Origin of the sequence: Lishizhenia sp., from assembly GCF_033720595.1 — a bacterium.
Lineage (GTDB): Bacteria > Bacteroidota > Bacteroidia > Flavobacteriales_D > Crocinitomicaceae > Lishizhenia.
Genome location: NZ_JAWWCF010000306.1, coordinates 1 through 1,969, shown reverse-complemented (window position 1 = coordinate 1,969; position 1,969 = coordinate 1). Strand labels below are relative to the sequence as shown.

General features: G+C 34.2%; 3 protein-coding genes. All 3 read right to left on the bottom strand.

Annotated elements, in window-relative coordinates; genetic code table 11:
• Window positions 1-269 (bottom strand): hypothetical protein (locus R3333_RS14310; protein WP_318959446.1); only part of this gene is annotated, 269 nt, incomplete at its 3' end.
• Window positions 270-372: 103 nt separating this feature from the next.
• The gene (locus R3333_RS14305) at window positions 373-1,071 is read right to left on the bottom strand and encodes a response regulator transcription factor (protein ID WP_318959445.1); all 699 of its coding nucleotides are present in this window, start codon (window positions 1,069-1,071) and stop codon (window positions 373-375) included.
• A partial coding sequence (locus R3333_RS14300; protein WP_318959444.1) for a sensor histidine kinase occupies window positions 1,068-1,969 on the bottom strand: 902 nt, incomplete at its 5' end. The genes R3333_RS14300 and R3333_RS14305, both read right to left, overlap by 4 nt.

The following is a 1,969-nucleotide window of genomic DNA, read 5'->3' as shown; positions in this document are numbered from 1 at the left end:
GATGATTGTGTGGTCCACCCCGTTGCTGCATAGGGATAACTTCCTACGTTAATGCTTGCGTTTTGAAATTGTCCATCAGTATTTCCAACTGTTGCACCCGTTCCCCAAATGGCCAGAAGGGATTTACTAAAATTAGCGGTAGAAGTTTTGGTTTGTAATGGTGTTAAAACAGCTTGTTTTGCAGTAACAGAATTAGAAACAGTTTGCGCTATACTCGAAAGGTTAAAAAGGCAAACAAGAGCTAGAAAAATCAAGCGTCTTTTTTTCATAAGTGTGCAGTAATAAAAATTAATATTTCATTACTAAAATATGACTGCCGAATATGAATTTGAATTTCTTGTTAAGAACTACCTTTTTTTGTATGTATTTAACTTACTGTTGAGATATAAACAGGTCGTGGATTTCTTTTTTGTATTTTCTTGATAAAGGAATTTTCTTATCTGTGAGTTTTATTTCCTGACTTTTGATGCTTATTATATGATTTAAGTTTACGGCAAAAGATCGATGTGTTCTGCGTAACAAAGAACTGTTGATTTCTTGTAAAAAGCTTTCCAGGGCTGTTCTTAGTAGATACTTTTTTTCTTGGGTAAATACCAAAATATAGTTGCCTTCAGATTGTAAATAACGGATGTCGTTGATTTGTAATTTTACAGTATCAATTCCATGTTTAAAAGTGATTAAATCGGGCGTTAGGTTCATGCGCGATTTTATCATCATCAAAGTGGCTGCAATTTCTTCTTCTTTAAAGGGTTTTATCATGTAACCAAAAGGTTGAGTAGCCGCAGCAAGCTCTAATGTTTTAGGGTCTGAATAAGAGGTGAGGTAAATAAATGGAATGTGATAATGGGTGTTGATTAATTGCCCCATTTCTAACCCGGATTGATCGTTGTTTAAATTAATATCCGTAATTACTATATTGGTTTCAGGATGCTCTTCTAAAAGTATTTTTCCTTCAATATACGAAGATGCAATACCTACCACATTGTAATGTTGGTTATGAAGCATTTCTTTGAGCATTTCACCTATGAGTAGTTCGTCTTCTACAATTAATATGTTGAGCTGTTTATTCATTCTTTTATCGTAAAGGTGAATAGTGAACGATGGTTGGTATTGTTATATGAATAAGATGCTTTGAGTTGTTGAGAGAGTATGCGTATGAGTTTAAAACCGAATCCTTCTGCTTTTTTTGTAATGTCTTGGGAAAAGCCTTGACCATTATCGTGGTAGTTGAGGATGAGTGTTTGTTTTTCATGATGGATGTCTATACCAATTTCAAGTGTCTCTCCCTTTGGGGTAGCATGTTTAAAAGAGTTGATAAAGAGTTCGTTAAAAATAAGTCCAATTTGTGTTGCTTTTGAGATGTTTAAGGAGATGTCCTTCATGGAAAGATTAATATTCACTTTCCTTTGGTCCATCGTAACAGTTGTTCTTAAATCAGAAATAAGCTGGTTACAATACTCTTTGAGGTTTACCGAAGATACATTTTCTAAATTATAGAGCTTCTGATGCACTGCTGCCATAGAGTGTATGCGATGCTCACACTCTTTTAATGCAGTTTTTACTTGTAGATTGTTAGAGGTAGAAGCTCTAAGGTAAAGCAAGCTTTGCAAAAGGGTAAGGTTGTTTTTTACACGGTGATGTAGTTCTTTAAACAAGAGGTCTTTCTGTTGTAAACTTTCTTCGAGCCGGTCGTTAGATTTTTGTAATGATTTTCTGGCCTTCTTATTCTTTAAAAGTAAGCGAAGTATAAAAAAGATAAGCACTAAAAAGGTAAGTAAGAAGATAAAGAGCGCCTTCAGTTGAAAACTTATTTTTTCAGCCTCTGCTTGCGCAATTTCTGCTTTATGATGCTCCTGTTCAGTAATTACTTTTTGTTTTTCAAAATCGTATTTTTTCTCAAGGTCTAATAGCGCTTTTTCATTTAATTCTTGTTTGTCGTGCAAATAGGCAGTAGTATACTTCACATAGG